22 protein-coding genes are annotated in these 26,473 nt (G+C 70.8%); 9 read left to right on the forward strand and 13 right to left on the reverse strand.

Going from position 1 to position 26,473, the window contains the following annotated elements:
- Positions 1-11 precede the first annotated feature (11 nt).
- Together OIC96_RS14545 and OIC96_RS14550 are read right to left on the reverse strand one after the other, a co-directional pair.
- On the reverse strand, positions 12-224 hold the full coding sequence (locus OIC96_RS14545) for an EF-hand domain-containing protein (protein WP_327431872.1): 213 nt from the start codon (positions 222-224) through the stop codon (positions 12-14).
- 60 nt (positions 225-284) lie between these two features.
- The gene (locus OIC96_RS14550; RefSeq protein ID WP_330307429.1) at positions 285-1,202 is read right to left on the reverse strand and encodes a helix-turn-helix domain-containing protein; all 918 of its coding nucleotides are present in this window, start codon (positions 1,200-1,202) and stop codon (positions 285-287) included.
- Positions 1,203-1,262: 60 nt separating this feature from the next.
- Between OIC96_RS14550 and OIC96_RS14555 the strand changes: the two genes are divergently transcribed.
- Positions 1,263-1,898 (forward strand): GNAT family N-acetyltransferase, encoded by a 636-nt coding sequence (locus OIC96_RS14555; protein WP_330307428.1) that lies wholly within the window; start codon positions 1,263-1,265, stop codon positions 1,896-1,898.
- Positions 1,899-1,922: 24 nt separating this feature from the next.
- Here OIC96_RS14555 and OIC96_RS14560 read toward each other — a convergent pair whose 3' ends face one another.
- The 7 genes from OIC96_RS14560 to OIC96_RS14590 form a co-directional block, all read right to left on the reverse strand.
- A complete protein-coding gene (locus tag OIC96_RS14560) occupies positions 1,923-2,552 on the reverse strand; it encodes an ADP-ribosyltransferase (RefSeq protein WP_330307427.1) in 630 nt (209 codons plus the stop codon).
- 91 nt (positions 2,553-2,643) lie between these two features.
- Positions 2,644-3,855, reverse strand: coding sequence for a YVTN family beta-propeller repeat protein (locus tag OIC96_RS14565; RefSeq protein WP_330310294.1), 1,212 nt, complete (start codon positions 3,853-3,855; stop codon positions 2,644-2,646).
- 5 nt (positions 3,856-3,860) lie between these two features.
- Positions 3,861-4,706 (reverse strand): polysaccharide deacetylase family protein, encoded by an 846-nt coding sequence (locus tag OIC96_RS14570; RefSeq protein WP_406502285.1) that lies wholly within the window; start codon positions 4,704-4,706, stop codon positions 3,861-3,863.
- A gap of 689 nt (positions 4,707-5,395) precedes the next feature.
- Positions 5,396-5,980, reverse strand: a complete 585-nt coding sequence (locus OIC96_RS14575) for an ATP-binding protein (protein WP_330307425.1) — start codon at positions 5,978-5,980, stop codon at positions 5,396-5,398.
- A 231-nt stretch (positions 5,981-6,211) separates the two neighbouring features.
- Positions 6,212-6,979: an enoyl-CoA hydratase/isomerase family protein gene (locus OIC96_RS14580; RefSeq protein ID WP_330307424.1), complete on the reverse strand. Its 768-nt coding sequence runs from the start codon at positions 6,977-6,979 to the stop codon at positions 6,212-6,214.
- Between the two features lie 107 nt (positions 6,980-7,086).
- Positions 7,087-8,337: a L,D-transpeptidase gene (locus OIC96_RS14585; RefSeq protein ID WP_330307423.1), complete on the reverse strand. Its 1,251-nt coding sequence runs from the start codon at positions 8,335-8,337 to the stop codon at positions 7,087-7,089.
- 179 nt (positions 8,338-8,516) lie between these two features.
- Complete coding sequence (locus OIC96_RS14590) at positions 8,517-9,734, reverse strand: L,D-transpeptidase (RefSeq protein WP_330307422.1); 1,218 nt, start codon at positions 9,732-9,734, stop codon at positions 8,517-8,519.
- Between the two features lie 153 nt (positions 9,735-9,887).
- On the opposite strand from OIC96_RS14590, the gene glgX reads away from it, so the two are divergent.
- From glgX to OIC96_RS14600, 3 genes are all read left to right on the forward strand, one after another.
- Positions 9,888-12,185, forward strand: coding sequence for a glycogen debranching protein GlgX (gene glgX / locus OIC96_RS14595; RefSeq protein ID WP_330307421.1), 2,298 nt, complete (start codon positions 9,888-9,890; stop codon positions 12,183-12,185).
- A 222-nt stretch (positions 12,186-12,407) separates the two neighbouring features.
- Positions 12,408-12,503: a putative leader peptide gene (locus tag OIC96_RS49885; protein ID WP_326771367.1), complete on the forward strand. Its 96-nt coding sequence runs from the start codon at positions 12,408-12,410 to the stop codon at positions 12,501-12,503.
- An 80-nt stretch (positions 12,504-12,583) separates the two neighbouring features.
- Positions 12,584-14,011 carry a sulfatase family protein gene (locus OIC96_RS14600; RefSeq protein WP_330307420.1) on the forward strand — a complete coding sequence of 476 codons (1,428 nt, stop codon included), beginning with the start codon at positions 12,584-12,586 and terminating at the stop codon, positions 14,009-14,011.
- On the opposite strand, the gene OIC96_RS14605 is transcribed toward OIC96_RS14600, so the two are convergent.
- From OIC96_RS14605 to OIC96_RS14620, 4 genes are read right to left on the reverse strand one after another with little or no spacing between them, the layout of a single operon-like run.
- A complete protein-coding gene (locus OIC96_RS14605) occupies positions 14,012-14,656 on the reverse strand; it encodes a response regulator transcription factor (protein ID WP_330307419.1) in 645 nt (214 codons plus the stop codon).
- Positions 14,646-15,896: a sensor histidine kinase gene (locus tag OIC96_RS14610; RefSeq protein ID WP_330307418.1), complete on the reverse strand. Its 1,251-nt coding sequence runs from the start codon at positions 15,894-15,896 to the stop codon at positions 14,646-14,648. The genes OIC96_RS14605 and OIC96_RS14610 overlap by 11 nt, the downstream gene beginning before the upstream one ends.
- Positions 15,897-15,921: 25 nt before the next feature.
- The gene (locus OIC96_RS14615) at positions 15,922-16,656 is read right to left on the reverse strand and encodes an ABC transporter permease (protein WP_330307417.1); all 735 of its coding nucleotides are present in this window, start codon (positions 16,654-16,656) and stop codon (positions 15,922-15,924) included.
- Positions 16,653-17,555, reverse strand: a complete 903-nt coding sequence (locus tag OIC96_RS14620; protein ID WP_330307416.1) for an ABC transporter ATP-binding protein — start codon at positions 17,553-17,555, stop codon at positions 16,653-16,655. Before OIC96_RS14620 ends, OIC96_RS14615 begins: the two co-directional genes overlap by 4 nt.
- Before the next feature lie 182 nt (positions 17,556-17,737).
- On the opposite strand from OIC96_RS14620, the gene OIC96_RS14625 reads away from it, so the two are divergent.
- The 5 genes from OIC96_RS14625 to OIC96_RS14645 are packed head-to-tail and all read left to right on the forward strand — an operon-like array spanning position 17,738 to position 26,333.
- On the forward strand, positions 17,738-19,642 hold the full coding sequence (locus OIC96_RS14625; RefSeq protein WP_330307415.1) for an ABC transporter ATP-binding protein: 1,905 nt from the start codon (positions 17,738-17,740) through the stop codon (positions 19,640-19,642).
- On the forward strand, positions 19,639-21,531 hold the full coding sequence (locus OIC96_RS14630) for an ABC transporter ATP-binding protein (RefSeq protein WP_330307414.1): 1,893 nt from the start codon (positions 19,639-19,641) through the stop codon (positions 21,529-21,531). The genes OIC96_RS14625 and OIC96_RS14630 overlap by 4 nt, the downstream gene beginning before the upstream one ends.
- 27 nt (positions 21,532-21,558) lie before the next feature.
- On the forward strand, positions 21,559-23,274 hold the full coding sequence (locus tag OIC96_RS14635) for an ABC transporter ATP-binding protein (RefSeq protein WP_330307413.1): 1,716 nt from the start codon (positions 21,559-21,561) through the stop codon (positions 23,272-23,274).
- On the forward strand, positions 23,271-25,028 hold the full coding sequence (locus OIC96_RS14640) for an ABC transporter ATP-binding protein (RefSeq protein ID WP_330307412.1): 1,758 nt from the start codon (positions 23,271-23,273) through the stop codon (positions 25,026-25,028). The genes OIC96_RS14635 and OIC96_RS14640 overlap by 4 nt, the downstream gene beginning before the upstream one ends.
- Positions 25,029-25,088: 60 nt before the next feature.
- On the forward strand, positions 25,089-26,333 hold the full coding sequence (locus tag OIC96_RS14645) for a hypothetical protein (RefSeq protein WP_330307411.1): 1,245 nt from the start codon (positions 25,089-25,091) through the stop codon (positions 26,331-26,333).
- Positions 26,334-26,473: the final 140 nt, after the last annotated feature.

The raw sequence follows: 26,473 nt of genomic DNA on the forward strand, positions 1-26,473 counted from the left end.
CTTCGCAGGCGCTACTTGTTCAGGTGGGCCCAGAACTCGTCGAACGAGAGGACCTTGTCGCCGTTCAGGTCACGGCTGGCGATGATGGCCTCCGCCACCGACTCGGTGACGTTCCAGTCGCCACCCTGGGCGAGGGCGGTCTTGAACTCGGCCGCGGTGATCGAACCGTCACCGTCCGTGTCGATCCGCTCGAACTGCTTACGTGCTTCCTCGATGTCCGCCACCGGTCCGCCCCTTCGTATTGCATCACTGCGTGCGTTACTGCCTTGTGTACGGGGGTCAGATTAACTGGCCGACCGAGCCCGCAGTGCGGCGACCACCCAGGCGAACTCCGCACGGTGCGCCGACAGCGGGTCCATGCCGCGGACCAGGGCGTTCAGCTCCCGGAAGCGGGCCATTTCGCTGTGTGCCGCGGACTCCATGCGCTCCAGTACGGCGGCCCGGTCGGCGTTCCCCAGGATCCCGGCCAGCACCTCCTCGGCCTCGGGCGACTCGGGTGCGACGCCCTGCTCCAGCGCCTCGCCGGCGAGCTGCACGAGACGGCTCATGAACCACAGGGACGTACCGGCGGGCACCTCGGGCCCCCGGTCGGCCGCGTTGAACTCGATCATGTTGCGCATCCGCGCGCGAAAGCCCCGGTCCTGCAAGAACTCCGCCAGTTCCACCCAGGCGTCCACCTGCTCGGGCGTGGGGTCCTCGGGCAGCTCGGCGGTGAGGCCGAACCGCAGCCGGGTGCGGATGTCGGGATCCGCGGTGTCGAGGCCCGCGAAGGTCTCCTCCATGAAGTCGTCGACGATCCGCTTCCGCTCCGCGGCCGACAGCCGCGCCAGTTTGTTCATCAGGGTCATCTCCTCCGCGGTCGAGCCGCGTCGCGCCACGGTCGACAGCACCGCACGGGTCACCTGCAACGAGCGGATCTGCGCGTCCAGCGCCGCCACATGCGTCGCCGCGACCTCCGCGACCGTCGTCTCGCCCGCCAGCACCTTGCGTACGTCGTCCAGGCCCAGGCCCAGTTCGCGCAGGGTACGGATCAGCTCCAGGCGGGCGACGGACGCGGCGTCGTACAGGCGGTAGCCGCCCGAGGAGCGGGTCACCGGGGGCAGGGCCCCCTCGTCCGACCAGTACCGGATGGTACGGACGGACAGCCCGGTGCTGCGGGACAGCTCGCCGATGGTGAAAAGTCCGGTGCCGTCTTCGATCATGTCTGCGAGTCTGGGCCTTCCAGTGGGTGGAGACTCAAGCGGCGGGAAACGGTGACGGTCATGGCTGACACCCTGCGGGACATTGTGGACGCGGCGGCCCGGGGTGTCTTTCCTCCGCCCGACGGCCGCACCACCGTCGTACGCCAGCACTCCCCCCGCGACGCCGGTGTCCTGTCCTTCACGGCGCACTCCGTCGTCTTCACCGACGAGGACGAGGGGTGGGTACGCGAGACGCTGGCCGCCATGGACTGCGACACGCTCGCCGCGACCATGAACCCACGGTTCCTCACCGCGCTCATGGAGCGCACCGGGCGATCGAACGACACCATCGACCTGATGAACGTCGCCGCCCCGCTCCCGGGCGAACCCCCGTTGGCCCTGAGCGAGATCGGCGACCCCGGCCATCCCCGGGTCGCCGGCTCCCGCAAGCGGCGCGACGACGTACGGGTGTGGGCCGCGGACGGCGGGGTCCTCGTCCTGGGGCGCGGGATCGCGGGGCGTCTGGAGGTCGCGGTCGAGGTGGCGGAAGGCGTACGGCATCGGGGGCTGGGGCGGGCACTCGCGTCGGCGGCACGGCAGCTGGCCGACGAGCCCGTCTGGGCGCAGGTGTCGCCGGGGAACGCCCGCAGTCTGCGGGCGTTCCAGGCGGCCGGTTACCGTCCCGTCGGGGCGGAGGCGCTGCTCATCGCGCGCTGAGGGTTCGGCGCGCGTGGTGAAGCGTCAGTGCCAGGGCGCGTAGTTCGGGTTGCTCTCGCAGTCGCTCATGATCTCGGTCTTGGTCTTCTTGTCGACCGGGCAGACGCCGATGATGTACTGGCGCGCGATGCCGCCGGGGAAGGCGACCTCGACCTGGTCGGCCCACTTGTGGGTATCACCGATGGTCTGGTTGACGTCCACGCCGCCGGGCGCGTCGATGTAGTAGTTGAAGCCGGACTTGTACCAGGTCTTGTACAGGTCGTGGTCGTACGTCGTCGACACGTACGGCGAGGGCTGGTTGACCAGGACGTACTGCTCGATGTCGTACTGCCCGTTGACGACGTCCTTCGGGTAGAAGCCCTGCTCGAAGACGGTCGCCGGGCCACGGCTGTCGCTGCGGTAGAGCGTGCCGCAGGTCTTGCGCCAGACCGGGTCGGGGGTGATGCGGTCGACGTCCACGCGGCGGTCGGCGGCGGCCTGGACCGGGTCGGCGAACTGGGGACAGGCAGGCGCGGCGGCTGCCTTGGTGCCCTTGACGGCCTGGGTGGCCGTCCCCGTGGCGGGCGAGGCGGGGGTCGCGGCGGACGTCGCGAAGACGGCCGCGAGGGAGATGACGGCGGCAGCGGCCCGCCGCCGCAGGCGAGTTGTGATCATGGGGAGCACGATCTCGGTTCCACGGCGGCGGGTCGTGGATCATCACCCGTACGGCGGCGTGTCCGTCAACCGGGGTTGCCCGACAGGGCTTCTAGCGGAAGATGCCCGTGTGGCCGAGCGAGTAGCGGCCCGGCTGCGGGTACACCGCGAGGCCGTGCGGGCCGTTGCCGACCGGAATGCGGGCGAGCTGGACGCCGGTGCGGGTGTCGATGGCGTACACCTCGGCGTCGTAGCGGCCGGAGAGCCACAGCACCTTGCCGTCGGCGGAGACGCCGCCCATGTCGGGGCTGCCGCCGTCGGGCAGGTGCCACTTCTTGGTGAGCCTGTTCCGGGTGAAGTCGAAGATGGAGATCGTGCCTTCGCCGCGGTTGGAGATGTACATCTCGCGCGAGTCGCGGCTGACATACAGGCCGTGGCAGCCCTTGCCGGTGGGGAGCAGGGTCGGTGTGGTGAACTTGTCGCCGTCCAGGACCCACATGCCGTTGGCCATCATGTCGGCGATGTAGAACTTCTTGCCGTCCGGGGAGATCTTCACGTCCTGCGGCATCGCGCCGTCCAACGGGAGCTTCTGCCGGCCGATCACCTTCATCTTCTCGGTGTCGACCTTCAGCAGTTCGCCGCTGAACTCGCAGGAGACGATGAAGTAGCGGCCGTCGAGGGAGAAGTCGGCGTGATTGACGCCGTAGCAGCTGACCGGTTCCGTCTTGACGCGCTTCATCGTGTGCGCGTCACGGAAGACCAGTTCGCGGTCGAGGGAGGCCATCACGATGGCGTACTTGCCGTTGGGCGTGAAATAGAGGTTGTACGGGTCGTGCACCTCGACCGTTCGGCCCGCCCTGCCGGTCTTCGGGTCGATGGGGGTGAGGGTGTTGCCCTTGTCGTTGTTGACCCACAGCGTCTTCATGTCCCAGGAGGGGACGACGTGTTGGGGCTGGGCGCCGACCGGGATCGTCTCGATGACCTCGTACGTCTTCGGGTCGATGACCGAGACCGTGTTGGACTCGGAGTTGGGGACGTAGACGCGGGAGGGGAAGTCCTTGACCACCGGGGAGAGCCTGTTCGGGCGGTCGGCGGCGTAGACGTCCGTCGGGTCGAGCACGGCGGGCATGCCGGGCAGGCCCTGGACCGTCTTCGGCTTCGGCTTCGTCTTCGTCTTCGGCGGGGCGGGCTGGACGGCGGCGGGCTTGGTGCCGAGGGCCCCGTTCGCGTGGTCCTTGGGCCCGCCGCCGCAGCCCGGGAGCGCGGCGAGGGCGGCGAGGGCGGCGCCGGCGATCAGTGCGTGCCTGAGGGGGGTGTGGTGCATCTGCATCAGCTCAGCAGCTCCGTGGTGGTGACCGCGCGCAGGCCGCGGCGGTCGAGTTCTTCCAGGACGGCGGGCAGTGCGGCGACCGTGTCCGCGTACCCGAAGTGCAGGCTCACGATCGATCCGGCGCGGATTTCTCCCATGATGTTGCGGGTGACGGCGGCGGCTCCCGGCGAGGTGAAGTCGAGCGAGTCGACGTCGTAGGAGAGCGTGTGCGGGTAGCCCGCGTCGCGGGCGAGCCGTTCGACCAGGAGTGAGGCGCGGGGTGTGCGGGACGGCCGGAACCAGGTGCCGATCGAGCCGGTGAGCCGTTTGAGGCGGTCCGCGCAGCCCTGGATCTCCGCGACCGCGTCCGCCTCGGACATCGCGTTGATGTCGAGGTGGCGCAGGGTGTGGTTGCCGAGGTCGTGGCCGCCGTCGAGGATGCGGCGGGCGATGTCGGGGTGCTCGTCGAGCCAGCTGCCGACGGCGAGCACGGTGACTCGGGCGCCGCTCTTCTCGGCCTCGCCGAGGAGTGCCTTGGCGATGGCGGGGTCGCCCTGGCCGTGGAAGGTGAGGGCTGCTTGGGGGCGGGTGCGGGGGCCGTGGGCGATCACGGCGGGCTGGGCCGGGAAGCGGCGGGGGGTGGGAGCGGGGGGTGTGGTGCGGGGGGACGGGGACGGGGACGTGGACGTGGTACCTGTGGCGGGGGGTGCGGGGGCGCTGGGGGGTACCGGGTGCGCGACGGCGCCTGCCGCGGAGCAGCCGGCGGCGAGCGTCCCCGCGGCGAGCGCGATCCCCGAGCGCAGCGCCGCGCGGCGGTCTGGTGCCGGGCGTGCGACGCGTTCTTCAGACGTGGTCACCCGCACTATTTAAGGGTGAGTTGACCCTAAAAGTGGCGATTGGGCCGATCGGGGGGTGGGTCGGCGGTGCGGTTCGTCGTTGGGGGTCGGGGCCGCGCCGGTACGTCCAGCCCGTCGCCGGTGGGCATTACTGCTTGCTGCCACAGCATGAACTTGCCCATAACCCCGTATGCGACGGGCTGGACGTACCGGCACGGCCCCTTCCGCACGTCGCCGACCGCGCCGCCGTACCTGCCGGGTGAGGGTGGGTGGGGCCGTCGTGCGTCGTCGGGTGCGGGTGTGTGTGTCGGCTGGGGCTGGGCGGTGCCGTGCGTCGAACGGTTCCGGGGGGTGTTTTTAGGGGCGCGGGGAACTGCGCGACCAGCCCCCACCGGCCCGCAGCCGACGAACCACCCGGTCATTTCAGGGGCGCGTGGAACGGCGCAATCTTTTGGGGGTCTGGGGGCGGAGCCCCCAGGAACGGGATGGGACGGGTAGGGGCGGCGGGGGCGAGGAACATCCTGGTCGCGCCCAGAGGGCCACTTTTGGATCAATCACCCGCGTCTGCGATAGTCAGCGGTGCGACCTCCACCCATTGACCCGGGCCATGGTTGTCGCCGGTGCCGTGGTTCACACCCCAATTCGTTCCACGGTGCCTCAGGAGCCCCGGCTGCTCAGCGGCCGGGGTTTCCGCGTGTACGGGGGTGGAGAGGGTGAAGTCAGCGGTCGGCCACTCTCATTTCGAACCAGGTGGTCTTGCCTCGGGGCAGCAGATCCACACCCCAGCGGTCGGAGAGTTTGTCCACGAGGAAGAGGCCTCGGCCGCTCAGGTCGAGTTCCTGGACCGGCATCAGACAGGGGAGACCCCGCGAGGGGTCGCGGACCTCGATCCGGATCCAGCCCCGGCGGCGGCGCATACGGAGTCCGAAGACACGGGCGCCGGTGTGGCGCACGGCGTTGCCGACGAGCTCCGAGACGAGTAAGACCGCGTCCTCCGTCATCTTCGGCGACAGACCCCAGTGACGCAGAACCACGACCTGCGTGAGCCGCCGCGCGGTGGCCGCGGACTCCGGGCGGGACGGCAACGGCACCTCCGCCTCTGTCGGATTGCCGAACAACTCCAGCGCCTGGAGCGCCCGTTCGTCCTCGACCGCAGGCGTCCAGCGCGCCGCGGTCGCACTCCCGTGCCGCCGCGGCTGTTCGATACCCTCCAGCCCCGCCATGCCCCCATCATGGCCGTCCAGAGCGCTCCGCGGGGCCGTTCCGAAGGAATACGCCCCCCGGAACGCCCCATTCCGCACCATCCAGTTGACATATGCCACGGGCAGTTCGGCGGCATGGACAGCCCGTCTGACCTGGCCGTATTACTCAGTTGACGGCAATCACCGGACGCCCCCCACAGGGCAGGCTTAAGGTTGCCTTAAGGCTTACATAAACCGCCCCTTCGGGGGACGCCGGGTAAGACATCGCGTCAACTACAAGTGGATCAGCGGAACTTGGAGAGTGACTTTCGGCTCAGCGGAACCGCTCGCGGCTCAGAGGAACTTCGCCTTCCCCGGGCCCTCCTCCACGAAGCTCCGCATCCCCCGCTCACGGTCCTCCGTCGCGAACAGGCCCGCGAACCAGTTGCGTTCGATGGCGAGTCCGGTCTCGAGGTCCGTCTCCAGACCCGCGTCGATCGACTCCTTCGCCGCGCGCAGCGCGATCGCCGGGCCCTGCGCGAGCTTCGCGGCCCAGGCGTGCGCGGCGGTGTAGACCTCGTCGGCCGGGACGACCCGGTCCACCAGACCGAGCGACAGGGCCTCGTCGGCCTTGACCATGCGGCCGGTGAAGATGAGGTCCTTGGCCTTGGAGGGGCCGATCAGACGGGACAGGCGCTGGGTGCCGCCGGCGCCGGGGATCACGCCGAGCAGGATCTCCGGCTGGCCCAGCTTGGCGTTCTCCGCGGCGATGCGGAAGTCGGCGCACAGCGCCAACTCGCAGCCCCCGCCGAGCGCGTAGCCGGTGACGGCGGCGACGACCGGCTTGGGGATACGGGCTACGGCGGTGAAGGAGTCCTGCAGGGCCCGGGACCGTACGACCATCGCGGCGTGGTCCATCGCCTGCATCTCCTTGATGTCCGCGCCCGCCGCGAACACCTTCTCCCCGCCGTACAGCACCACCGCGCGGACGTCCGCCCGGCCGGTGGCCTCCTCGGCGAGCTCCTTGAGCCGGTCCTGGGTGGCGACGTCCAGCGCGTTCATGGGCGGGCGGTCCAGACGGATGGTGCCCACACCTTCGGCCACTTCGAGATGCACAGTCATGGCAGCAGGTTAGTGCGCGTTAACGGGAACGGGCCCGGTGTGCTCAGTCACAGCAGCACACCGGGCCCGTTCCCGCATCAGATTCCGTACCGGGCAAGCGGGAGGATCTAGGCGATCCACTTGTCCCAGGACATGTTCCAGCCGTTGAGGCCGTTGTCCGGGGCGACCGTCTTGTCGTTGGAGTTCTTCACGATCACCACGTCACCGATGATCGAGTTGTCGTAGAACCAGGCCGCCGGCACATCGCTGTCGTAGCCGCCGCGCACATCGCGTACGCCGATGCAGCCGTGACTGGCGTTGTAGTTGCCGAAGGCGCCGCCGCCCCAGTAGTTGCCGTGGATGAAGGTGCCCGAGTTGGTCAGGCGCTGGGCGTGCGGCACGTCCTTGATGTCGTACTCGCCGCCGTAGCCGACCGTCTCGCCGTTCATGCGGGTCACCTTGAGGCGCTCGCTGATGACCATCTGGCCGTTCCAGGTGTCGTAGCCCGGCTTGCCCGTGGTGATCGGGATGGTCTTGAGGACCTTGCCGTCGCGCTTGACGACCATCGTGTGCTTCTTGGCGTCGACGGTGGTGACCTGGCTGCGGCCGATCGTGAAGCTCACGGTCTTGGCCTGCTTGCCGTAGACGCCTGGCCGGCCCTCGACGCCGTCGAGGTCGAGGGTGACGGTGACCTTCGTACCGGCCGCCCAGTACTGCTCGGGACGGAAGTCGAGGCGGTCGTTGCCGAACCAGTGGCCCTGGACGTCGACCGCCGGCTCGGTCTTGAACTTGATGGCCTTCTCGACCTCGTCGGGGTGCGTGATGCCCCGCGTGAAGTGGACCGAGAAGGGCATTCCCACGCCGACCTTGGAACCGTCCTCGGGCGTGTAGATGCCGACGAAGGTGTTCTTGGGGGTGAGGGTGGTGAACGCCGACTCCTCGGCCGCCTCACGGCCGTCGGAGTCCTTGGCCACCGCGTGGACCTTGTACTTGGTGGCCGAGGCGAGGTGGGTCGAGGGCGTCCAGCTGGCGCCGTCGCCGGCGATCTTGCCCTCGACCGCGTTGCCCTTGGTGTCCTCGACCTTGACCTCGGTCAGCTTGCCCTTGGCGGCGGACACCTTGAGGGCGCCGCTGGTCTTCACATCGGCGGCGCCGTCCTTGGGGGCGATGGTCACCACGGCCTGCGAGGCCTTGGTGTCCGCCGTACTGGAACTGCCGGCACTCTTGCCCTTGCCGTCCCCGGACCCGGTGTCCGAGTCCCCTCCCCCGCCGCAGGCGGTCACGGCGAGCAGCAGGACGCCCAGCAGGAGTGCCAGGATTCCCTTGCCCTTGTGTGTCCGCGCGCCAACCGACGCCCCCGATATCGGTCGCCCGTTCAAAATGGTTCTCCCCTCGCACGGCCTGATCAGGCCCGCACTCCAGCGCGTCCCACGCGCGTATCGCGCTAATTAATCACACGACCTGGAGCGATGGCTCCCCGGGAATGTCACTGTTCAGTCCCAACTTCGGCCGAACGGGGTGCCACTGGAGCGCGTCGTGCGCGTACCCCTATATCGGGCTACTTCACCGCGCCACCCGCTTTCCACTCCTTCCAGCGCATGTTCCACCCGCCGAGCCCGTTGTCGGGAGCGACCTCTTTGTCCTTGCTGTTGACGACCTCGATGACGTCCCCGATGAGACTGCGGTCGAAGAACCAGCCCGCCGGGGTGTCCGAACTGCCGCCCTTCACGTCCCTCAGGCCCACACAGCCGTGGCTGACGTTGGTGTTGCCGAAGGCGTCCGGCGCCCAGTAGTTGCCGTGCAGGAAGGTCCCGGAGTCGGTGAGCCGCATCGCGTGGGGAACGTCCGGAATGTTGTACTCGCCGCCGAAGCCGACCGTGCGGCTGTTCATCCGCGTCATCTCCAGCATCTCCATGACGACCATTTTCCCGTTGTACGTCGTCCTCTTGGGGGCGCCCGCCGTGATCGGGACCGTGGCGAGAAGGTCACCGTCGCGGCGTACCTCCATGGTGTGCTCGGCGGCGTCGACGAGTGAGACCTGGCTGCGTCCGACGGTGAACGAGAAGGTCTTGGACTGGAGTCCGTACACGCCCGGTGCCGCCTCCACGTCGCGCAGCCGCAGCCCGACCGTGACCTTCGTCCCCGGCTTCCAGTACTTCCGCGGGCGGAAGTCGAGCCGGTCGTTGCCGAACCAGTGCGGTCGGATCTCGACGGCGGGCTTCGCCGTCACCTGGATGGCGCGTTCGACGGCGGCCCGGTTCTCGATCTCCCGGTTGAATTCGAGCGAGACGATCATTCCGGTGCCGACGGTGGCCCGGTTCTCCGGAGTGACGTATCCGATGAACCGCTCACCGGGGACGGCCGTCGTGAACGTCGTGTGCCGTGCCGAGCGCCGCCCGTGCTCGTCGAGAGCCACCACGTCGACGGTGTACTTGGCGGCCAGGGCGAGCCTCGGATCGTCGGGTTTCCAGGTCAGGCCGTCGTCGGTGATGTGCCCAGGCACCCGGGACTCCTGCGCGTCCTGGGACTTGACGACCTTCACGGATTCCAGCCTCCCATCGGGCACCCGCACCTTGAGCGGCTCGTCGGGGCGTACGCCCTTGCTGGCGTCGCCCGGCGAGACGCGGATGACGTCCTCGGGCGACTGTGGTTTGCCGAGCACCTCGTCGATCGGGTCCGAGGTGCAGCCGGCGGCTCCGGCCAGCAGGCCGGCCCAGGTCAGTACGGCGGCCAGCGCGGCCCCTGCGCGCCGCGCGCGCGTCTGTACGTGCTTCACGTGGGTCCCAACGACTGTGCCCCTCTGGGGAAACGTGAGTGCGAGGCACGCTCTGGGCAGAACAGTGGGGAGGACGACGCGATGGGGAGCCGCGGCCGGGACGCCGCATGCCCCTTTTTCGGGTCGTTCCATGAGCCGCGGGAGGCTGAACCGGTGTCGAGCGCACCCGAGCAGGAGGCAGTCCAGGAGGGGCGTGCCGCGGGCGGCGGGCTGCCCGCGCAGTCGGCCGCTCCCGCGCTGAACGGCGCCCGGGCGCCGCACGACGACACCGGGGCCCGGCAGCCGGCGGCGCCCGCCGTGTCCGTGTGGCCGGGCGCCCCGACCCCGCTCGGATCGCGCTTCCGCGTCGGCCCCGACGGCGTCGCGGGCACCAACTTCGCCCTCTGGGCGGGCGGCGCGGAAGCGGTGGACCTGTGTCTCTTCGACGAGCGGGACGGTGAGATCCACGAGACCCGCGTACCGCTCACCGAGCTCACCCATGAGATCTGGCACGGCTTCGTCCCCGACGTACTGCCCGGCCGCCGCTACGGCTACCGCGTGCACGGCCGCTGGGACCCGTGGACCGGCGCCCGCTGGAACCCGGCGAAGCTGCTCCTGGACCCGTACGCCCGTGCCGTCGACGGTGACTTCAGCCTGCCGCCCGAGGTGTACGGGCACGTCCGGGACTGGCCCCAGCAGCAGGTCGCCGACACCGTGCGCGACGACCGGGACTCGGCGCCGTACGTCCCCAAGGGGGTCGTCGTCCACGATGACGACGACTGGTCGGACGACCACCGCCCGAAGACCCCGTGGGCGGACTCGGTGATCTATGAGCTGCACGTGCGTGGTTTCACGCGCCTGCATCCCGGCATTCCGGAGGAGTTGCGGGGGACGTACGCCGGGCTGGCGCACCCGGCCGCGATCGAGCACCTGGTGAAGCTCGGCGTGACCGCCGTGGAGCTGCTGCCGGTGCACCAGTTCGCGCACGAGGACCATCTGCTGCGGCGGGGCCTGAAGAACTACTGGGGTTACAACTCGATCGGCTACTTCGCGCCGCACGCCGGATACGCCGCCTCCGGCACGACCGGCCAGCAGGTCGGCGAGTTCAAGCGGATGGTGCGCGCGCTGCACGCCGCGGGGATCGAGGTCATCCTCGACGTGGTCTACAACCACACCGCGGAGGCGGGCGAGCTGGGACCGATGCTGTCGCTGCGCGGCATCGACAACCGGGGCTACTACCGGCTGCAGTCCGATGCCCGCCGGTACGCGGACTACACGGGGTGCGGCAACACCTTGCACGTGGTGCAGCCGCATGTGCTGCGGCTGATCACGGACTCGCTGCGGTATTGGGTGACGGAGATGGGGGTGGACGGTTTCCGCTTCGATCTCGCCGCGGCGCTCGCCCGCTCCATGCACGACGTCGACATGCTGTCGCCGTTCCTCGCCGTCATCGCCCAGGATCCGGTGCTGCGGCGGGTGAAGCTGATCGCGGAGCCCTGGGACGTGGGATCCGGGGGATATCAGGTGGGGTCCTTCCCCCCGCTGTGGACGGAGTGGAACGACCGGTACCGGAACGCCGTGCGGGACTTCTGGCGGGGCGCGCTGCCGGACGTACGGGATCTGGGGTACCGGCTGTCCGGGTCGAGCGACCTCTACGCCTGGGGCGGTCGCCGGCCGTACGCCTCGGTGAATTTCGTGACCGCTCATGACGGTTTCACGCTTCGGGATCTCGTGTCGTACGAGCGCAAGCACAACGAGGCGAACGGGGAAGGGAACCGGGACGGTTCCGACGACAACCGGGCGTGGAACTGCGGGGCGGAGGGGGAGACGGGCGACGAGCGCGTACGGGGGCTGCGGCGCCGGCAGCTGAGGAACCTGCTGACGACTCTGCTGCTGTCCACCGGGGTGCCGATGCTGGTGGCCGGGGACGAGTTCGGGCGGACTCAGCGCGGCAACAACAACGCGTACTGCCAGGACAACGAGATCAGCTGGGTCGACTGGTCGAATCTCGACGATCCCGGATGGCGGGCGCTGTTCGAGCTGACGTCCCGGCTGATCGCCCTGCGGCATGAGCATCCGGTGCTGCGGCGCCGTGCCTTCTTCTCCGGGCGGGCCCATTCGGCCGACGGTTTGCGGGACTTGGCGTGGTTCACCGCCCGGGGCACGGAGATGACGGAGCGGGACTGGTACGCGCCCGCCGCGACGCTGGGCATGTATCTGTCCGGGCGGGACATCCCTGGGCGGGACGCCCGTGGAGTGCCCGTAGTGGACGACAGCTTCCTCGCCGTGCTGCACGGCGGGGATCGGCCGGTGAGTTTCCTTCTTCCGGGGATGCCTTGGGCCGAGCGGTACGAGGTGGTTGTCGATACGTCTCGGGAGGAGCAGGGGGAGGCTCCAGGGGTGGTGCACCGGGCGGGGGCGGCGGTTACGGTGCCGGCGCGGGCTGTGCTGCTGCTCCGGGTGGTCGGGTAAGGAGTTTGCCGACTGCGGGTGTGTGGGGGCTGGTCCAAAAGATTGCGCAGTTCCCCGCGCCCCTGAAAGGGGCGCGGGGAACTGCGCAATCTTTTAGGGGGGTCTGGGGGCGCAGCCCCCAGGGATGGGACGGGTAGGGGCGGCGGGGGCGAGGAAACCCGGCGTCCACACCATGGACGGTGGCTTGACCCGCGGGGCTTCTCGCTGGCAGCGTCCATGGTCATGAGGCCCTCCGCTGATCACCCGCGCGCGCTCGTCGCGCTCGTGGAGCGGCGCCACGTCGACCTGTGCCGGCAGTCCAGCGCCATCTGTCGCTGACCGAGCCCGCAGGCTCCTCGCGCTCCCTCTCCCTCCTTTTTCTTCCCTGACTTCTTCCTTACTTCTTCCGAGGAACCCCCATGTCCGAAATATCCCGTCGGGCTTTCGGTGGACTGGTCGGTGGCGGTGCCGTGACCGCCGTCGCCGGCACGGCCACCACCGCCGAGGCCACCACCGCCGAAGCCGCCCCCGCCGAGCGCCCGTTCCAGGCCCGTACCGCCTCCCCCACGTCCGCCCGGCGCCCCAACCTCCTGGTCATCCTGGGTGACGACCTCGGCTGGGCCGACCTCTCCTCGTACGGCGCACCGCACATCAGGACGCCGAACCTGGACCGGCTGGCGCGCCAGGGGGTGCGGTTCACCGACGCGTACTCCGGGTCCGCCACCTGCTCGCCGACCCGGTTCAGCCTGTACACCGGCCGCTATCCGGGCCGTACGAAGGGCGGGCTCGCCGAGCCCATCGCGAACAGGACCCAGGGTCTGGACCCGAACCACCCCACGCTCGCCTCACTGCTGAAGAAGGCGGGCTACTCGACCGCGCTGATCGGCAAGTGGCACTGCGGCTGGCTGCCGGACTACAGCCCCACGAAGTCGGGTTGGGACGAGTTCTTCGGCAACCACGGGGGCGTGCTGGAGTACTTCTCCAAGCTCGGCCAGCTCGGCGACTACGACCTCTACGAGGGGGACGCGACCTACAAGGACCTGCGCTACTACACAGAGGTCCTGACCGAGCGTGCCGTGGAATACGTCGGCCGGAAGCACGACAAGCCGTGGCTGCTCAACCTCAACTTCACCACCCCGCACTGGCCTTGGCTCAGCGAGGACGACGCCGAGACCGGTGCCGGGATCGCCGCGAAGATCCGGGCCGCCAAGAGCCAGGCCGAGGTCACCGCCGCGCTCCTGCACAACGATGGCGGCTCGGTGGAGAAGTACACGCAGATGGTCGAGAGCCTGGACGCCGCCGTCGGCGAGGTGCTGACCGCGCTGCGCCGGTCCGGGCAGGAGGAGAACACGCTGGTGCTGTTCGCCAGCGACAACGGCGGTGAGCGCTGGTCGTACCTGTGGCCGCTCAGCGGTGAGAAGGCCTCGCTGCTGGAAGGCGGTATCCGGGTGCCGACGATCGTCCGCTGGCCGCACCGGCTCGACGGCAACCAGGTCAGCCACGAGCCGAACTTCTCCCCCGACTGGACCGCGACCCTGCTGGAGCTGGCCGGCGCCCGGCCCGACCCGGCCTATCCGCTGGACGGCACGAGCCTCGCGGGCTATCTGCTGAAGGGCGAGGAGCTGCCGGAGCGAGAGCTGTTCTGGCGGGTGCGGGCCAACCGGGCGCTCAGGCGCGGTGATTGGAAGTACTACCAGGACGCGGCCGGGGCCGATCACCTCTACGACCTGGCCGCGGACAACCGCGAACAGGCCGATCTCGCGCCGGACAAGCCGGAGTTGCTCGCCGAGCTGAAGGCGGCGTGGGAGAAGATCGACGACGGGCTGCTGCCGTACCCGGCCACTTAGTCAGCCGAGGATCCCCCGGTCGTACGCCACCGCCACCGCCGCCGCGCGGTCCTTGACGCCCAACTTGGCGTACAGGTGGGTGAGATGGGTCTTGACGGTCGCCTCACTGATGAACAGTTCGCGGGCGATCTCACGGTTCGACGTCCCCTTGGCGACCAGGGCCAGAACTTCGCGCTCGCGCGCGGAGAGCGGCTCGTTGCCGGGGGCCTGGGGGCTGCGGACCGCGGAGACCAGGCGGGAGGCGACGGCGGGAGACAGGACCGTACGGCCTTCCGCCGCCGCGCGGACGGCGGTGAAGAGTTCGTCGCGCGGGGCGTCCTTCAGTAGATAGCCCGTCGCGCCCGCCTCGATCGCGGGCAGGGTGTCCGAGTCTGTGTCGTACGTCGTCAGGACCAGCACCTTCGCACGGGCCGAGCGGCGGGTCAGCCGGGCGATGGCCTCTACTCCGCCGCCGCCCGGCATACGCAGGTCCATCAGGATCACGTCCGGGTCGAGGGCGGCGGCCCGCTCCACGGCCTCGACGCCGTCGGACGCCTCGCCCAGGACCCGGAATCCGGGCGCGGACTCGAACATGCCGCGCAGGCCGTCCCGTACGACGGGGTGGTCGTCGACGATCAGCAGGGTGATCACAGCGTCATCGGTCATCGCGGACCAACGGTACGCGAGCCGAGACCGCCGTGCCGTGCCCCGGCTCGGCCTCGATCGTGAGGGTGCCGGCGATGCGTTCGGCGCGGGCGCGCATGCCGTCGAGGCCGAAGCCGCCGATGCGGGTGCGTTCGGGTAGGGCGCCCGGGTCGAAGCCGCGGCCGTCGTCGCGGATGTCGAGGATGACCTCGTCGCCCAGGAAGGAGAGGGTGACACCGAGGCGGGTGGCCCGGGCGTGCCGGGCGGCGTTCGACAGGGCCTCCTGGACGATCCTGAGGAGGGTCGCCGCGAGCTCCTCGTGGAGCTGCTCGGCCGTGCCCGTGACGGTGAACTCGGCGCGTACGCCCGTCCGTTCGGACCATTCGGCGACCGTCTTCTTCAGCGCTTCCGGCAGACCGTCGTCGGCCAGCGCGACGGGGGCGAGGTTGTGCACCGACCGGCGGGCCTCGCCGAGGCTGTGGCGGGCGAGGGCGGAGGCGCGTCCGAGGTGGGTGCGGGCGATGGTCAGGTCGGGGGCGTTGGCGACGACTTGGAGCTGGGCGATGATTCCGGTCAGGCCCTGGGCGATCGTGTCGTGGATCTCGGCGGCCAGCCGACGGCGTTCGTCGGCCACGCCGGCTTCCCGTGCCTGGACGAGGAGTTGGGCGTGCAGGGCGGCGTTCTCGTCGAGGGCCTGCTGCAACGCGGTGTTGGTGCGGCCCAGTTCGGCGATGGTCTCGGCCTGGACGCGGGCGCGCTGCTCCTCCTGCTCGTTGAACCGGGTGAACACCACGACCAGGCCGGTGTTGGCGGCGAGGACGAGGAAGAAACCGAGCCAGATGACCAGCCCGTGCAGTGGCATGCCGCCCACCTCGCTGCCGGCCATGGTGATCGCGGTCAGGAACAGACCGGGCATCACCAGTCGGCGGGGCAGCTCCCGGAGGGCCGTGTAGTAGCCGGTCACGGCGTAGAAGGCGAAGAACGGGTTGAGCCAGGTCAGCACGAACCCGAGGGCCCAGCGCAGGAAGTAGAGGCACACACCGGTCCGGCTCGGGCCCGGTCGCCTCCGCTTCACCCTCCCCCACCACACCTGCAGGACGGCACCGGCGGCGACGAGTGCCGCCGAGGCGATGACCTCGGACCGGCCCATGCCGACCAGGCGGGCGGAGATGATCGCCGCGACGACACCGGTGACCAGCAGCGCGTAGGGCCCCCAACGGTCGAAGGAGGCCCGGGGCTCCAGCGGCACGGCGTTCGTCATGGCCCCAGTGTCCGGCACGGCCCGCTCACTCCCAGCGGAACCAGCGCGACGCGACGCCCGTCAGCAGCAGCGTCCACACCGCGAGCACTCCGAGGTGCGCCCAGCCCGGCCAGTCCCCCGCGGCCGCCCGGTTCAGGGCCTGCGCGGCGGCGCCGAACGGGGTGTAGCCGACGATCCGGGCGAGCGTGTCCGGCATGGACTGCACCGGCAGCCACACGCCCGCGCAGAACATCATCGGGAAGAACACCGCCGAACCGATCGCACCCGCGACCTTCGTCGTACGGGACAGCGCGGAGACCACCGCGCCCAGCGCGAGCGCGGCCAGGATCGCCAGGAGCAGGGCGAGGACATAGCCGTACGGCTGCTCGGGCAGTCGTACGTCGAAGGCGAGGCGGCCCACGGCGAGGGCGCACAGAGCGGAGGCCAGGGCCGCCGCGCCGTAGACCAGCATCTGCGCGGACAGCAGGGCGGACGGGCGTACCGGAGTGGTGGACATGCGGCGCAGGATGCCGCGCTCGCGGTAGCCGGTGAGGTTCTGCGGCATCGACTGCAGCCCGCCGATGATCATGCCGAGCAGCACGGCCACCGGGACGTACACATCGATCGTGCGCAGGCCGCCCAGGTCGGCCTGGTGGTGGCGGAAGGACGGGATCGATCCCAGGATCACCAGCAGCAGGGTGGGGAACAGCAGGATCCAGAAGAGGGCGCCCGGTTCACGGCGGAAGAGGCGCACTTCGGTGCGCAGGACGGCGGTGTTCATGCGGTGACCTCCGTGAGGTCCAGGAACGCGTCGTCCAACGTGGCGTCGGACACGCGGAGTTGGTGGGCGGTGATGTGGTGGCGGGCGAGGAGGGTGATGACCGCGTTGACGGTCTCGTCGGTGCCGGAGAGTGTGATCCGGCCGTCCTTGTGCGCGACCGACGCGAGCGCGGGCAGCGCGTTCAGGTCACCGTCGTCCAGCGGAGCAGAGGGCGTGAAGCTGATGACGGTGGAGCCCGCCGAGCGGCGGATCAGCCCTGACGGGGTGTCCAGGGCTGCCACCCGGCCCTGGTCGATCACGGCGATCCGGTCGCACAGGCGCTGCGCCTCCTCCATGAAGTGCGTGACGAGCAGGACGGTGACCCCGCTGGCCCGGACGTCCTCGATGAGCTGCCAGGTGTCGCGGCGGGCGCGCGGGTCGAGCCCGGTGGTCAGTTCGTCGAGGACGACGACGCGGGGGTTGCCGATGAGGGCGAGCGCGATGAACAGGCGCTGTTTCTGGCCGCCGGAGAGCTTCGCGAAGCGCGTGGTGAGCTTGGCGGTCAGGCCGAGGCGTTCGGCGAGGGGCTGCCAGTCGGCGGGGTTCGGGTAGAAGGCGGCGTACAGCTCCAGGGCCTCGCGGACGGTGAGCTTGGCCTGGAGTTCGCTCTCCTGGAGCTGGGCGCCGAGGACGCGGGCGACCTGCTCGTGGTCGGCGACGGGGTCGAGGCCGGTGACCCGGACGCGGCCCGCGTCGGGGACGCGCAGGCCCTCGACGCATTCGACGGTGGTGGTCTTGCCGGCGCCGTTCGGGCCGAGGATCCCGAAGATCTCGCCCTCCTCGACGGCGAAGGAGACCCCGTCGACGACGGCCCGGCCACCGTAGGACTTGCGTAGTCCGCTGACTTCGATGACTGACATGCTCCGAGGGTCCCGGGGAGGCGGCGGGCGGCACATCGGCCATCGCGCTCGAAGCCGCATCAGCCGATCGGTTGATGCGGCGGTACGACCTGCTGATCGACCTGCGATGAGATCGTTGAACGATTCAGGACCGGCCAAAACTCGGTGGGCACTGTCAGTGGTGAACCGTAGGCTCGCCGATGATGCCCACAACAGATGCAGTGACCAAGGATCGTGTCGACCGCTCGACCGTACGCAGCCTGTTGCGCCTGTGGCCGTATGTGCGGCCGGTGCGGGTGCGGCTGTTCGGCGCGGCCTTGGTCGCGGTGGTCGCCTCCTGTACGGGGCTGGTGTTCCCGCTCGTCCTGAAGTGGATGGTGGACGGTCCGGTGGCCGGCCACGATCCGGCGGGTGTCTGGCTCGGGGCGCTGTATCTGCTGTTGCTCGGGCTGGCCGAGGCCGGGCTGTTCGGGCTGCGGCGGTGGCTGGTGGCGCGGCCGCTGGCGGGGGTCGAGGCGGCGATGCGGGCGGATCTGTACCGGCATCTGCAGCGCCTCCCGGTCGCCTTCCACGACCGCTGGGCCTCCGGTCAGCTGCTGTCCCGGGGCACCACGGACCTGATGCTGGTGCGCATGTTCCTGGCGTTCCCGCTGACCTTCCTACTGGTCAACTCCGTGACGATCCTGCTGGGCGTGGCCATCATGCTGGCCCAGGAGTGGACGCTCGGGCTGGTGCTGCTCGCTCCCGCCGTCCCCGTCGTGATCGTCTGCTGGCTCTTCGAGCGGCGCTACTCGGAGGTGGCCCGGCGCTCGCAGGACCAGGTCGGCGATCTGACGACGGTCGTCGAGGAGAGCGTGCTCGGCATCCGTATCATCAAGGGCTTCGGCCGCCATCGCAGCCAGGCCCGCGCCTTCCGCGAGCTGTCCGGGAAGCTGCGCGGCACGGAACTCGTCAAGGCCCGTCTCCTCGCTTCCATCTGGGCCGTCATCGTCACCCTGCCCGAACTCGCCATCGGCGCCGCCCTCGTCCTCGGCACGGTCCAGGTGGCCGACGGCCACCTCTCCGCCGGCACGCTGGTGGCCTTCCTCTCGACGGCCCTCGCGCTGCGCTGGCCCGTCGACTCCATCGGCTTCCTCCTCGCGATGAGCCAGGAGGCGGGGACGGCGACGGAACGGTATTTCGAGGTGATGGACGCGGAGCCGGAGTCGACTGACGCCGACACCGGTACCGCTACCGCTACCGCTACCGCTGTGGGCAATCGTTCCGCAGGGCGATGGGGGTCCCCCCGCTCGAGCGAAGCCGAGAGTGGGGGAGGGTGGGCACAGCCTGCAGCGCCGGGTGCCGATTCGGCAGAGTCCAGGGACGGCGGACTTCGGTTCCACAGCGTCCGGTTCCGCTATCCCGACGCCCCGAAGGACACCGCGCCCGTCCTCGACCGCATAGACCTCCACATCCGCCCCGGCGAAAGCATGGCCCTCGTAGGCGCGACCGGCACGGGCAAAACCACCCTGACCGCCCTCGTCCCCCGCCTCCACGAGGTGACCTCCGGCCGCATCACCCTGGACGGCGAGGACATCACCCAGATGTCCAGGGACACGCTGCGCGAACTCGTCGCCGTGGCCTTCGAAGAGCCCACCCTCTTCTCGGCGACGGTCGGCGAGAACGTCCTCATGGGCGCCGAAGACACCGCGGGCGAGCCCGAGCTGGACCGCGCCCTCGCCGTCGCCCAGGCGGACTTCGCGCACGCGCTGCCGCAGGGCACCGCGACACAGGTCGGGGAGCAGGGCCTCAGCCTGTCGGGCGGGCAGCGCCAGCGTCTGGCCCTGGCACGGGCGGTGGTCGGCCGCCCCCGCTTCCTTGTGCTCGACGACCCGTTGTCGGCCCTGGACGTGCACACGGAGGCCGCGGTCGAGGCCGCCCTGCGCCGGGTGCTCGCGGAGACGACCGCCCTGATCGTGGCGCACCGCCCGTCCACGGTCCTGCTCGCCGACCGCGTGGCCCTGCTCTCCGGCGGCCGCATCGCCGCGGTCGGCACCCACCACGAACTGCTGCGCACGAACACCGAGTACGCCCATCTGATGTCGGGTGCAGAGGAGGACGACCGATGACGGCGGCGCCCACGACCACCGCGCCGAACAAGGAACCGGAGAAGGAACCGGGCAAGGAACCGGGCAAGGACCGGCCGGGCCGGGAACCCGAGCGGTACACGGACCCCTTCGACCGCGACACGCTGCCCACTCCCCCGGGCGCGACCGCCGCGCTGCTGCGCTCCCTGCTCGCCCCGCTCAGGGCCCGTGTGGTCGTGACCACCGTCCTGCTGCTGCTCCAGCAGGCCGCGGTACAGGCGAGCCCGCTGCTCGTGGCATACGCCCTCGACCGCGCCGTACCGGCGTTCCGGCACGACGACCACGGCCCGCTCATCGTGGTGGGAGTCGGGTATCTGCTGTGTTCGCTGGCCTCCGGCGGGCTCCAGTACGCCTTCATCATCGCCTCGGCCCGCGTCAACCAGGACGTGCTGCTCGATCTGCGCGGCCGGATCTTCCGCCATGCGCAGGCGCTGAGCATCGACTTCCATGAGCGCTACACCTCGGGCCGGCTGATCTCCCGCTCCACGACGGACGTCGAGTCGTTGCGCGAGCTGCTCAGCGAGGGTCTGCAGGAGCTCGTCACGGTCATCCTGTCGTTCGTCTACATCTCGGCGATGCTGCTCTGGCTGGACCTGGGCCTCGGTGCGGTGGCGGTGGTGTCCTTCGTGCCGCTGTATCTGCTCATTCGCCTCTACCAGCACCGCGCGGGCCGTATGTTCGCCCTCCGGTCGACCGCGATCGCCGCCGTGATCGTGAAGTTCGCGGAGACGATGAACGGCATCCGCCCGGTGCGCGCGTTCCGTCGCGAGGCCGCCAACGACGCGGACTTCCGGGTGCTCAACCAGCGCCACGAGAAGACGAACGGCGACGCCATGCTGGAGATGGCCCGCTATGTCGTCGGCTCCCGTCTGGTCGCCAACACGGCGGTCGCGGGGATCGTGCTGTGGGGCGCGTACCGGGTGGCCTCGGGGTCGCTGGCGCTGGGTGTGCTGGCCGCCGCGGTGCTCTATCTGCGCCGTCTGTACGACCCGATCGACCGGCTCGGCATGTTCCTCAACTCGTACCAGTCCGCGGCGGCTTCGCTGGAGAAGATCGCGGGCCTGCTGGCCCAGACGCCGTCGGTGCCGGAGCCGTCCGCGCCGAAGCAGCTGCCCGCTCTGGCGTCCGAGCACCCCGGTCGCGAGGTCGTCTTCGACGACGTCCGCTTCGCGTACCGCACCGGCGGCGAGATCCTCCCCTCCTTCTCGCTCACGCTCCCCGCCGGGCAGACGGTGGCCGTGGTCGGCTCGACGGGCGCGGGCAAGTCGACGCTGGCCAAGCTGCTGGCCCGCTTCTACGACCCCTCGGACGGACGGGTCCTCCTCGACGGCGTCGATCTGCGCGATCTCTCCGTGCCGGAACTGCGGCGCGGTGTGGTGATGGTGACCCAGGAGGCGTTCCTGTTCTCCGGCACGGTCGCCGAGAACATCGCGATCGGCCGCCCGGACGCGTCCCGCGAGGAGATCCAGCAGGCTGCGAAGGCGATCGGCGCCCATGACTTCATCAGCGCCCTGCCCGACGGCTACGACACGGACGTACGCAAACGGGGTGGCCGTATCTCGGCGGGCCAGCGCCAACTGGTCGCGTTCGCCCGGGCGTTGCTCGCCGACCCGGCGGTCCTCATCCTCGACGAGGCGACCAGTTCCCTGGACATCCCCGGCGAACGGGCCGTCCAGCGGGCGATGTCGACGGTTCTGCGCGGCCGTACGGCGGTGGTCATCGCGCACCGGCTGTCGACGGTGGAGATCGCCGACCGGGTGCTGGTGATGGAGCACGGCCGGATCGTCGAGGACGGCACACCCGAGGAACTCGTCGCGGGTACCGGCAGGTTCGCGGATCTGCACCGGGCGTGGCGCGACAGCCTCGTGTAGCGACGGGCAGAGGCGAGAGGGGGGCGGATGATCGACGCGTACGAGGATCCGGGGACGCCGGACTGTCGTGGCGGCTGGCGGTACCTGTGGTGGCTGGTCACGCGGCAGGCGGGCCGGTCCGTTGCCGGGGCGCTGATCGCCAGCGTCTGGATGGCGCTTCTGGCGCTGCCGCCGTATCTGCTGTCCCGTGCGATCGACGACGGGCTGGAGCCGGGCGACCAGGCCGCGCTGGCCGGCTGGACCGCCGCCGTGCTGGGCATCGGGGTGTTCAACGCCTGGCTGGGCGTGGTGCGGCACCGCACGATGACCAAGCTGCGGATGGACGCCAACTTCCGTACGGTCAAGGTCGTGGTCGAGCAGTCGGTCCGGCTGGGTGCCGCGCTGTCGCGGCAGGCCGGGGCCGGGGAGGTCGTCACGATCGGGGTCGGTGACGTGCAGACGATCAGTACGTCGCTGACCGCCGTCGGCCCCGGCGTCGCCGCACTCTTCACCTACGCCGTGGTGGCCGCGCTGCTGCTGTCGGTCTCGCTCCAGCTGTCCGTGGTGATCCTGCTCGGGGTGCCGCTGATCGCCGTACTCGTCGGCCCGTTGATGGGACGGTTGCAGGGCACCGAGACGGGTTACCGCGAGCGGCAGGGCGTGCTGACGGCCCGGATCGCCGACCTCGCGGGCGGCCTGCGCGTCCTCAACGGGCTGGGCGGCAAGGGACTGTTCGCCGACAGCTTCCGGCGCGACTCGCAGGCGCTGCGGGAACAGGGGTACCGGGTCGGGGCGGTGACCAGCTGGGTCCAGGCGCTGGGCACGGGGCTGCCGACTCTGTTCCTCGCCGTCGTGACCTGGCTCGCGGCCCGGCTGGCCGCCCAAGGGGACATCACGGTAGGCGAGTTGGTGTCCGTGTACGGGTATGTCGCGGCCCTCGTGCTGCCGGTGGCGTTCTTCATCGAATGCGGCTACCAGCTCAACCGGGGCGTGGTCTCCGCCCGGCGTGTCGCACGGTTCCTGTCCCTGGAGCCCGCCGCCGATCGCGCCGACGCGCTGGACGCGCCCTCGTCCCCAGCGGTACTGCACGATCCGGAGTCGGGTGTCCGGGTGGTGCCGGGGCGGCTGACCGCGCTGGCCGGTGGCCGTCCCGCGGAGTCCGAGGCCGTGGTCGACCGCCTCGGCAGGTACGCGGAGTCGGCGGTGACCTGGGGCGGCGTACGGCTGGATGAGATCGCCCTGCCGCAGGTGCGCGAGCGGATCATGGTCGCGGACAACGAGGCCGACCTGTTCGCGGGCCCCCTGCGCGACCTGGTCTCGGGGCGCCGGGACCACGACGACGAAACCATCACCCGGGCGGTGCACGCGGCCGTGGCGGACGACATCGTCCTCGGCCTGCCGGACGGGCTCGACTCGGCCGTCGAGGCGCAGGGCCGCAGTCTCTCCGGCGGTCAGCGGCAGCGGGTACGGCTGGTGCGGGCGCTCCTCGCCGACCCCGAGGTGCTGCTCGCGGTCGAGCCCACCTCGGCGCTCGACGCACACACCGAGGCCGCCGTGGCGACCCGGCTGCGCGCGGCGCGCTCCGGCCGCACGACCCTCGTCACCAACACCTCGCCGCTCCTCCTGGACCGGGCGGACACCGTGTACTTCCTGGTCGACGGCAAGGTCGCGGCGAGCGGCAGCCATCGCGAACTCCTCGACGGGGAGCCGGGATACCGGGCGCTGGTGGCCCGCGACGTGGACTCCGAGGAGGTCGTGCGATGAGCGCGCAGCTGCCGGTCGCCGAGCCCGCCGAGGTGCGTCGGGCGGCGGTGCGGCTGATCCGGGCGGACGGGCGGGCCTTCGCCGCCGTGCTCGGCCTCAACGCGCTGGCCGCCGCGGCCGGTCTGGTCGGCCCCTGGCTGCTCGGGCGGATCATCGACGACGTACGGGCCGGGGGCGGTGTGGATGTCGTGGACCGGCTGGCGCTGGTCATCCTGGTGTGCTCGCTGGCGCAGCTGCTGCTGGCGCGCTGGGCCCGTTATGTGGGGCACCGCTTCGGGGAGCGGACGCTGGCGCGGGTGCGTGAGGAGTTCGTGGAGCGGGCGCTGACGCTGCCGGCCTCGGTCGTGGAGCGGGCGGGCACGGGCGATCTGACCGCGCGCGGCACCGCCGACGTCACCGTCGTGGGCAACACCCTGCGCGACGCGGGACCCGAGCTGCTCATCTCCTCGGCCCAGGCGCTGTTCATCCTCGGCGCGGTCTTCGTCATCGACCCGCTGCTCGGCGGCTGCGGGCTCCTCGGCCTGGCCGGCATCCGGTTCGCCCTGCGCTGGTATCTGCGCCGGGCCCGCACCGGCTATCTCGCCGAGGGCGCCGCCACGTCGGAGGTCGCCGAGATCCTCGCGGCCACCGCGTCCGGCGCCCGCACGATCGAGGCGTTCGGGCTGCGGGAGCGCCGGACCGCCGCGAGCCGGGACGCCCTGGAGACCTCCCGCCAGAAGCGGATGTGGACCCTGTTCCTGCGCAGCGTGTTCTTCCCGGCCGTGGAAATCTCCTACGTCCTTCCCGTGGTCGGCGTGCTGCTGGTGGGCGGCGCCCTGCACGCCCGGGGTGCGATGAGTCTGGGTGCCGTGGTCTCCGCGGCCCTGTACATGCGCCAGCTCGGTGAGCCGCTCGACCAGATCCTGAACCAGGTCGAGCAACTCCAGAGCAGCAGCGCCTCCTTCGCCCGGGTGGAGGGCCTCGGCCGGGCGCCGAGGGCCGTTCCGTCCGGCTCCCCCACTCCGGTGGACGACCGCATCGACGTGAGGGGTGTGCGCTACTCCTACGACCGCGGGGGCGAGGTGCTGCGCGGGGTCGACCTGACCGTGCGGCCCGGGGAGCGGCTGGCCGTGGTCGGCCCGTCCGGCGCCGGGAAGACCACCCTGAGCAGGCTGCTGGCGGGCGTCGACGCACCGGGCGCCGGCTCGGTGACGGTCGGGCGGGTCCCGATCGTCGCGCTCGACCCCGAGCAGCTGCGCCGGCAGGTCGTCCTGGTCACCCAGGAGCACCATGTGTTCCTGGGCACGGTCCGCGACAACCTGCTGATCGCCGAACCGGCCGCCACGGACGCCCAGTTGTGGGCGGCGCTCGCGGCGGTCGGCGCCGACGACCTGGCCGAGGAGCTGCCGGACGGCCTGGACACCGAACTGGGCCCCGAAGGCTTCCCCGTGGACGGCTCCCGCGCCCAGCAACTCGCCCTGGCCCGGGTGGTCCTGGCCGACCCGCACACCCTGATCCTCGACGAGGCCACCGCACTCCTGGATCCGACGACCGCCCGCCACACGGAGCGCGCGCTGGCCGCCGTGCTCGAAGGCCGCACCGTCATCGCCATCGCCCACCGGCTGCACACCGCGCACGACGCCGACCGGGTGGCCGTGATGGAGGACGGCCGGCTGACCGAACTCGGCACGCACGACGAGCTGGTGGCGGCGGAGGGGGCGTATGCGGCGCTGTGGCATTCGTGGCACGGGGAGCGCGGGCCTTCGGGCGGCTGACCCGCACCGCGCCGGCCGCCTCCCTGGTTGAATGGCCAGCCCGTCGGACGAAGGGGAGACATGGGCCTTGAGACGACCATCGCCGTGGCGGGGTTACTGGTGGGGGTCGCTGCGGCGGCGCTCGCCTGGGCGCCCCAGCGGCTGGCGAGCCGGGAACGGAGCGTCGCCCTGTTCGTCCGGACGCGGGGCCATCTGCGGGGCAGCCGGGCCGAGTTGAGCACGGCGTGCGCCGAGGGCCAGACCGCGCACCGCGCCGACGGGGAGCTGGTGCTGCTGACCCGGCCCGGCTGGATCCCGCCCCGCCCGCTCACCCTGGACTCCGTCCGCATGACGCTGCGCGAACCCCGGCCCGATGAGCGACTGGACGGCTGCCGTGCGGACTTGCGCCGGTACTGGCCGCACGGTCCGGGGGCACGGCGCACGGAGACCTACTCGGCCGCGATCGAGGCGTTCGACCGGCCGGGGGTCTGGTTCAACGGCCCGTCCTACCGCCTGCTCGACGTCGCGTCCGCACCGGCCGACCACCCCGAGGGCGGACTCGGCCTCACCTTCGCGCTCGGCCGCTACTTCGACGGCCTGGACACCACCGAGCCGCTTGCCTACGAGGAGGCGCTGCGTCAGCTGAAGGGCGGGGCCAGGCCGTTGCAGGGCCCGATCCGACGGGGCCTCGGCAGTCCTTTCGCGCTGGACAGGAGAGCCGCGCTCCCGGGGGTGAGCACGCTGACGGTCCGGGCCGAGGACGACGACGCGTACTTCTTCATGCACCGTCGCGAGGCCGGCAAGGTCGCCGTGGCCATGGACACCACACACGTCGCTCCCGCCGGGGAGTTCCAGCCGCACGCCGACGTGCTGCCCGTGTGGCGGTCCGACCTCGACCTGTGGCACAACACGATGCGCGAGTACGCCGAGGAGTTCCTGGGCGCCGCCGACGCCACCGGAAGCGGCGGGGTGACCATCGACTACGCGCGCGACGCGCCCTACGCGGACTTCCAACGGGCAGTACGGGAGGGCCGTGCCCGCGTGCGGTTCCTCGGGCTCGGCCTTGATCCGCTGACCTGGAAACCGGAGATCTGCCTGGTCTGCGTGTGGGACGCCCAGGCCTTCGACGAGATCTTCGCGAGCATGGGCGAGCGCAACGAGGAAGGCGTCCTCGTGGTCGGCACCCGGGCCCAGGAGGGCTACCGGGGCATCCCCTTCACCGCCGACAACGTGCTCGGTTACGCCGAACACGCCGGAACCCTGCCGGCGGGCCGGGCGTGTCTGACGCTGGCGTGGCGCTGGCGCCGTGAACTGGGGCTGGGCTGAGCGGTTTCGGCGCCCCCTAGGGGTGTAAGGACAGTCCCGTGCCGTGCCCCTAGGGCCTGTCCCCGATTCCCGTGAGCGGGTCTCGCGGCTACCGTCGTGAGGAGTGGCGGCCGCCGGGACCGGTCGGTCTCTCCCGCCGC

Source organism: Streptomyces sp. NBC_00775, from assembly GCF_036347135.1.
Lineage (GTDB): Bacteria > Actinomycetota > Actinomycetes > Streptomycetales > Streptomycetaceae > Streptomyces > Streptomyces lutosisoli.

Bases quoted from the DNA above. Each gene is read 5' to 3' on its own strand.
- OIC96_RS14550 (WP_330307429.1), bottom strand. From the start codon at position 1,202: ATGATCGAAGACGGCACCGGACTTTTCACCATCGGCGAGCTGTCCCGC.
- OIC96_RS14555 (WP_330307428.1), top strand. From the start codon at position 1,263: ATGGCTGACACCCTGCGGGACATTGTGGACGCGGCGGCCCGGGGTGTC.
- OIC96_RS14560 (WP_330307427.1), bottom strand. From the start codon at position 2,552: ATGATCACAACTCGCCTGCGGCGGCGGGCCGCTGCCGCCGTCATCTCC.
- OIC96_RS14565 (WP_330310294.1), bottom strand. From the start codon at position 3,855: ATGCACCACACCCCCCTCAGGCACGCACTGATCGCCGGCGCCGCCCTC.
- OIC96_RS14575 (WP_330307425.1), bottom strand. From the start codon at position 5,980: ATGGTGCGGAATGGGGCGTTCCGGGGGGCGTATTCCTTCGGAACGGCC.
- OIC96_RS14580 (WP_330307424.1), bottom strand. From the start codon at position 6,979: ATGACTGTGCATCTCGAAGTGGCCGAAGGTGTGGGCACCATCCGTCTG.
- OIC96_RS49885 (WP_326771367.1), top strand. From the start codon at position 12,408: ATGAGGCCCTCCGCTGATCACCCGCGCGCGCTCGTCGCGCTCGTGGAG.
- OIC96_RS14600 (WP_330307420.1), top strand. From the start codon at position 12,584: ATGTCCGAAATATCCCGTCGGGCTTTCGGTGGACTGGTCGGTGGCGGT.
- OIC96_RS14605 (WP_330307419.1), bottom strand. From the start codon at position 14,656: ATGACCGATGACGCTGTGATCACCCTGCTGATCGTCGACGACCACCCC.
- OIC96_RS14610 (WP_330307418.1), bottom strand. From the start codon at position 15,896: ATGACGAACGCCGTGCCGCTGGAGCCCCGGGCCTCCTTCGACCGTTGG.
- OIC96_RS14615 (WP_330307417.1), bottom strand. From the start codon at position 16,656: ATGAACACCGCCGTCCTGCGCACCGAAGTGCGCCTCTTCCGCCGTGAA.
- OIC96_RS14620 (WP_330307416.1), bottom strand. From the start codon at position 17,555: ATGTCAGTCATCGAAGTCAGCGGACTACGCAAGTCCTACGGTGGCCGG.
- OIC96_RS14625 (WP_330307415.1), top strand. From the start codon at position 17,738: ATGCCCACAACAGATGCAGTGACCAAGGATCGTGTCGACCGCTCGACC.
- OIC96_RS14630 (WP_330307414.1), top strand. From the start codon at position 19,639: ATGACGGCGGCGCCCACGACCACCGCGCCGAACAAGGAACCGGAGAAG.
- OIC96_RS14635 (WP_330307413.1), top strand. From the start codon at position 21,559: ATGATCGACGCGTACGAGGATCCGGGGACGCCGGACTGTCGTGGCGGC.
- OIC96_RS14640 (WP_330307412.1), top strand. From the start codon at position 23,271: ATGAGCGCGCAGCTGCCGGTCGCCGAGCCCGCCGAGGTGCGTCGGGCG.
- OIC96_RS14645 (WP_330307411.1), top strand. From the start codon at position 25,089: ATGGGCCTTGAGACGACCATCGCCGTGGCGGGGTTACTGGTGGGGGTC.